Annotated in this window: 6 protein-coding genes; all 6 read right to left on the bottom strand. The window is 30.7% G+C overall.

The features are described 5' to 3' along the window. A partial coding sequence (locus tag SVN78_07770; GenBank protein ID MDY6821501.1) for a DedA family protein occupies nucleotides 1-255 on the bottom strand: 255 nt, incomplete at its 3' end. A gap of 65 nt (nucleotides 256-320) precedes the next feature. Next, a complete protein-coding gene (locus tag SVN78_07765) occupies nucleotides 321-1,973 on the bottom strand; it encodes a hypothetical protein (protein MDY6821500.1) in 1,653 nt (550 codons plus the stop codon). 3 nt (nucleotides 1,974-1,976) lie between these two features. Next, nucleotides 1,977-2,834, bottom strand: a complete 858-nt coding sequence (locus tag SVN78_07760) for an NAD(+)/NADH kinase (protein ID MDY6821499.1) — start codon at nucleotides 2,832-2,834, stop codon at nucleotides 1,977-1,979. A 69-nt stretch (nucleotides 2,835-2,903) separates the two neighbouring features. Next, on the bottom strand, nucleotides 2,904-4,781 hold the full coding sequence (gene dxs / locus SVN78_07755) for a 1-deoxy-D-xylulose-5-phosphate synthase (GenBank protein ID MDY6821498.1): 1,878 nt from the start codon (nucleotides 4,779-4,781) through the stop codon (nucleotides 2,904-2,906). A gap of 1 nt (nucleotide 4,782) precedes the next feature. Beyond that, a complete protein-coding gene (locus SVN78_07750; protein ID MDY6821497.1) occupies nucleotides 4,783-5,673 on the bottom strand; it encodes a farnesyl diphosphate synthase in 891 nt (296 codons plus the stop codon). Continuing rightward, complete coding sequence (xseB, locus tag SVN78_07745; protein MDY6821496.1) at nucleotides 5,666-5,887, bottom strand: exodeoxyribonuclease VII small subunit; 222 nt, start codon at nucleotides 5,885-5,887, stop codon at nucleotides 5,666-5,668. The genes SVN78_07750 and xseB overlap by 8 nt, the downstream gene beginning before the upstream one ends. Between the last annotated feature and the right edge of the window lie 103 nt (nucleotides 5,888-5,990).

The raw sequence follows: 5,990 nt of genomic DNA, 5'->3' as shown, positions 1-5,990 counted from the left end.
ACCATGTTTTAAAAAAAATACTTCCACCTTCTTTAACATTTTTTGGTTAATAAAAATGAATCTCCCATATTTTAATAGGAAAGGTAAACCTATTGTATAGGATAGATAATAATTTATCAGTGCTCCAAATAAACTCCCCAATGTACCAAAAATAATAACTAAATATATAGACATTGCGCCCTTGCTACATAGATAGCCGGCAGGGGGCATAACAAGTTCGCTTGGAAAAGGGATAAAAGAACTTTCAATGGTCATAAATAAAAAAATTCCCAAATATCCCAATTTTTCTACACACAAGATAATTAATGAAGCAATCTCTTTTATGATTTATCCCTCAACAACTCATTTGCTTGATTCAGTGAAGAGTCAGTGACATTACCTGATATCATTGTTGCTAATATCTCTCGTCTACCTGCATCATCTAGCCTAACAATTCTAATAGAGGCTTTATTGCTATCAGTTTCTTTAACAATATGATAATGTGTATCACCCTTTGCAGCAATTACAGGTAAATGGGTAATCAAGATCAATTGCCTTTTTTCAGCAATTTTTGCTAATTTATTAGCAACCATTTTAGCGGTAATTCCTGAAATACCCGTATCAATTTCATCAAAAATAATTGTATTTATATTTTCAGATGTTGCAAATATTTCTTTCAAGACTAATACTATACGCGCCAACTCCCCACCTGAAGCTATCTTTCTTAAACCAGCTGGTGGAAATCCTGGATTAATACTAATATTAAACTCAGCCTCTATGCTTCCAGTTGGTATGTACTCTTCTAGCTCATTAAATTTAACCTTAAAGATTGCATTGTTTAACCCAACATCACCCAAGGCTTTAACTATCATATCTTCTAATCTTTGGGCAATCTCTTTTCTCTTTTCATTCAGATAAAATGATGCTTTTTTAAGCTCACCTTCTTTTATCTTCAATTTTTTTTCTAACTCAATAATTTTACTATCGTTTTCAGTGATATTCTGTAATTCTTCTTCAATCTCGTTCATCAATAAAACCAAGCCCTTTAAATCGGTTTTATACTTGTTCATTAGTGAATCTAAATAAAATTTTCTCTCAACAAGCCTATTTAAATCACTAATTTTACTAGTTTCATTATATCCAAGCTTTTCTTCTAATTCTTTTGATAGTTCATCAAAATAACTTCCAAGCTCTTCTATTTTTTTAAAATATATATCTATATCACTGTAAAATTCTTTGATATACTCTAATTCCCTTATTAATTTATTTAATAAATAGTTAAGATTTATATCTCCTTGGTTTAAATAATTAATAGCAGATGTAAGACTATCTGTTAATTTTTCAATATTAGATAAATATTTAATCTTATTATCTAAATATAAATCTTCATCTAAATTTAGTTTTGCATTAGATAGCTCTTTTTTTTTAAACAATAGTAAAGACTTTTTCTCCTCGTTAATCTTTTTTTCTTTTAATAATCTATTTAAATTATTTTTGAGGTTATTATACTCCTTAAATTTTTCAATATAATTATTTAGGTATTCTTTTTGTATAAAACTATCTATATATGACAAATGATATTTTTTGTCTGTTAAACGTTGATTCTCAAATTGAGTTGATATCTCAATTATATTTTGAGCTGTATTTTTAACATCTTTAAGGGTTGCAAACCTATTATTAATATAAATTTTATTTTTACTATTATAGAAAGCCTCCCTTCTAATTATAAGATAATCATCTATACTGAAAACCTCTTTAATGTTTTCATTAATTAATTTATCAACATTACTAAATATTCCTTCAATAACAATTGGCTTGTTTATGTCCTTATAATCATCCCTAGTTATTCTACTACCTAATAATGCTTTTAAGGCTTCAACTATTATTGTTTTGCCAGCGCCTGTTTCACCTGTGATAATATTTATTGATTTGCCAAATGCTAACTCAATGCTGTCTATAACAGCGAAATTCTTAATAGATAAAAAATCAAGCATCCTCTATTTAATGCCCCAACCTAATTTCTCTCTAAGCAAACTATAATAACTTCTATTCTTTGGTGTAATAAGTTTCACATTATGACTAGACTGTGTAATGTTTAATTTTATATCATTATTTTTTAACTTCTGCCCAATCTGTCCATCACAGGTTAAATAAATCTGTTCATTACTATTTTTCATCACCACAACTATTTTACTCCTCCTAGAGACAACAATGGGTCTATGTGTCAAAGAATGGGGGCAGATAGGTGTTATAATTATTGAATTTAATGTGGGATAAATAATTGGACCACCAGCTGCTAGGTTATAAGCAGTTGAGCCTGTAGGGGTAGAAAAAATAACCCCATCAGCCCTTAATGAATTAACAAAATGATCATCTATAAAAAGCTCAACATCTATCATCCTTGCTAAAGCCCCTTTATTTATAACAATATCATTTAATACATCAGTTGCAAATTTAGATTGCTTGTTTTCGAAAAGATCACAGTGTAGTTTCATCCTATTCTCAGCACAATAATCCCCTTTAATAACATTTTTTAGCATATTAACAGCTTCACCTGCCCTTATTTCAGTTAAAAACCCTAATCTGCCCATATTTATTCCCATAATAGGTACTTCTTTATCTCCAACTATTCTAACAGCTGAAATTAATGTACCATCCCCACCAAGGACAATAACTAAATCAGAGCCCTCTCTTATATCTTCTTCACTACTATGATTAGAAAGATTCAAAATAGATGCAGCCCTCTTATCATAAAGAACTTCTATATTCGATTCATCTAGCAATTTAACAATTTCTTCTAATAAATTAACTACATTTTCTGCGTGCGGTTTTGCTATTATTGCTACTGTTTTCATGCTTATCCTTTTTTCTTTTTTTGAATAATATAAATTTATTTAAATACTAACAAAAGTTAAAAGACTATATTATTTATAAACCATTTCCTTTATATATAGCATCAATTTTTTATACATGCTCTCTGCACTAATACCAGTAAGAGATCTCAATTCATTTATCTTGCCATGTTCAATAAATATATCCTGAAAACCAAATCTCAAGACTTTCCCACTCCAACTAATTTCATTCAAAAATACAGTGATTTCTTCCCCTGCACCACCTTTTAAAACATTTTCTTCGGCTATTACTACTAATTTTTTATTTATTAAAACTTTACTTAAATTATCTATATCTAATGGTTTTATAAATCTTAAGTTTATTAACGTTTGAGAACCAATTTCTTCTTTTAACATCTTATATAATCTAAATACCTCAGAAAATATATGGCCTACGGATACTAAAGCAATATCCCCCTCATTAAAAATTACCTCACTTTTACCAAATACAATATCATTTTTATTTAATTCATTATAGTTATTAACCTCTCCTTTGGGATACCTTATAGCAACAGGCTTATTTAAGTTATGCGATAACTTAATCATCTCTTCTAGCTCAAATTTATCTTTTGGTGCCATAATCACAAAATTAGGGATCTGCCTCAACATTGATATATCAAAAACACCATGATGTGTTGGTCCATCCGCTCCAACTAAACCAGCCCTGTCAATAAGTATACTAACAGGCAAGTTTTGTAAGGCTACATCATGTATTATCTGATCAAAGGCTCTTTGCAAAAAAGTTGAATATATAAAATAGTAGGGTTTTAAACCGGCTTTTGCAAGTCCAGCTGAAAATACCACTCCATGCTCTTCAGCAATCCCAACATCATAAAATCTATTTGGGAAATTTTTCTTAAAATCGTTTAAACCAACACCACTGGTCATTGCAGCAGTTAAAGCTACAACCTTGTCATCTTTTGAGGCTAAATCACATACAACTTTTCCTGCAACCTCAGAGTAAGTTACCTCTTTTTTTATCTTTATTGTAGCCCCCGTTGATATATCAAATGAAGAAATTGAATGGAATTTTGATGGATCCTCTTCTGCTGGTTTGTAACCTTTCCCTTTCTTTGTTCTAACATGAATTAATACTGGTTTATACTGTATTGCTGCGTTATGAAGTGAATCCTCTACAGCCTTTATGTTGTGTCCATTTACAGGTCCAATATACTTTAAGCCCAATACCTCAAAAAATATCCCTGGTGTAAACAAGCTAATTATTCCCTCTTCTAATTTCTTGGCAAATTGTAATAAATGATCACCAAGGGGTGCATATTTAAAAAAATTCTTTATATCTTTCCTAAATCTTGTATAGATTTCACCACTCATTATCTTTGAAAGATAACTTGAAATACCTCCAATATTTGGACTTATACACATATCATTGTCATTTAGTATTATAATTAACTGCTGTTTGTCTATATTGTTTAGGTTGTTAATTGCCTCCAGTGCTAAACCACTTGATAATGACCCATCTCCAATAACAGCTATAACATGACCCTTCTCTTTTAAATATTCCATGCCACACTTCAAACCTAGAGATGCTGATATTGAAGTAGCTGCATGTCCAACACTGAATATATCGTAAGGGCTTTCACCAGACTTAATAAACCCACTTATGCCTTTATACTGTCTAAGCGTATGAAAATTATCCCTTCTATCAGTTAATATTTTAAAAGGATATGCTTGATGTCCTACATCCCAAATTATTTTATCACTTTCTATGTCAAAATATCTTAAAAGGGCAATAGTAAGCTCAACAGTTCCTAAGCTTGAGGCAAGATGACCACCATTTTTAGCAACAGTTTTTATAATTAAATCCCTAACCTCAGTAGCAACTAACCCTAATTCTTTATAACTTAATTTCTTTAAATCATTTGGCGAATTCAACCTATAAAGTATACTCATTTTAATTGTTTCTATTTTCTATATATTTAGCTATCTCTACAAGTGGTTTTGCAGCATTTCCATAAAAACTAGCAACATCAACAGCTTCATTTATTAGCTCGCTTACATATTTTTTTGATTTATCAATTCCATATATGGCAGGATAGGTTATCTTTTTTAATTCCTTATCCTTGCCTACATCTTTACCTAATTGCGATACATTAGATGTAATATCAAGAATATCATCAACTATTTGAAAGGCAATCCCTATATTCTTTCCATACTCTCTCATCTTCTCTTTATCAATATCTGTTCCATAGCCTAATATAGCTCCAATCTCAACACAGTAAGATATAAGTTTGGCAGTTTTTAATAAATATATTTGTTCAACCAATTTATTACAACCCTTTGAATCTAAGTTATTACTAATATCCAAATATTGTCCATATACTAAACCTTCACATCCACTTACACAGCTTAGCTTGTGGGCTGCCTCTAACAAGATTTCAATTTCTATTTCACTATTTATCTTCCTGTCAAGCATAAGTTCAAAAGCCTTAGTTAGAAGAGCATCACCCGCTAATATTGCTATATCCTCACCATACACTTTATGGTTTGAAAGCTTACCCCTTCTATATGTTTCATTGTCCATGGCAGGTAAATCATCATGAATTAATGAGTAGGTGTGTAACATCTCTACAGCTGCTGCAAAGGGTGTTACCTTTTCAAAATTGCTATCAAAAATACCATAGGAAGAATAGATAAGAGTTGGACGTAATCTTTTCCCACCTGCAAAAAGAGAATACCTCATAGAGCCCAACAACTTATTTCCCTCAGTTTCCCCAAGACACTCCTCTAGAAAAGTATCTACTTTATCTGCCCAAAATTTAATATATGATTCAACGTTAAACATCGCAATCCCATTCTTTAACACTTAAATCGTCTTTTAAGACCTCCCTAACCTTCAACTCAATATTATCCAAGATCTTTCTACATTCTTTGCCCAACTTGATTCCCTCTTGAAAAAGCTCTAGTGATTCTTCTATGCCTATTTCTTCCTTTTCAAACCTGTCAACGATACTCTCAAGCCGTTTCATTTTTGTCTCAAATTTCTCATTTTCATCCATAGCAAATCTTTGAACCCCCTTTTTATTTTAAATTAGACCAATACCTGCAAATATTTCCTTTATATCCTTCGAAAGACCTTCAAAATAATATTTATTATTTTTA

It is taken from the genome of Deferribacterota bacterium (assembly GCA_034189185.1).
Taxonomy (GTDB): domain Bacteria; phylum Chrysiogenota; class Deferribacteres; order Deferribacterales; family UBA228; genus UBA228.
Note: the sequence above shows the minus strand (reverse complement) of the source record. Positions and strands in the feature narration are given on the sequence as shown.

Excerpts from the sequence above, each read along its gene's own strand:
- dxs (MDY6821498.1), bottom strand. The coding sequence starts at position 4,781 with ATGAGTATACTTTATAGGTTGAATTCGCCAAATGATTTAAAGAAATTA.
- SVN78_07760 (MDY6821499.1), bottom strand. The coding sequence starts at position 2,834 with ATGAAAACAGTAGCAATAATAGCAAAACCGCACGCAGAAAATGTAGTT.
- xseB (MDY6821496.1), bottom strand. The coding sequence starts at position 5,887 with ATGGATGAAAATGAGAAATTTGAGACAAAAATGAAACGGCTTGAGAGT.
- SVN78_07750 (MDY6821497.1), bottom strand. The coding sequence starts at position 5,673 with ATGTTTAACGTTGAATCATATATTAAATTTTGGGCAGATAAAGTAGAT.
- SVN78_07765 (MDY6821500.1), bottom strand. The coding sequence starts at position 1,973 with ATGCTTGATTTTTTATCTATTAAGAATTTCGCTGTTATAGACAGCATT.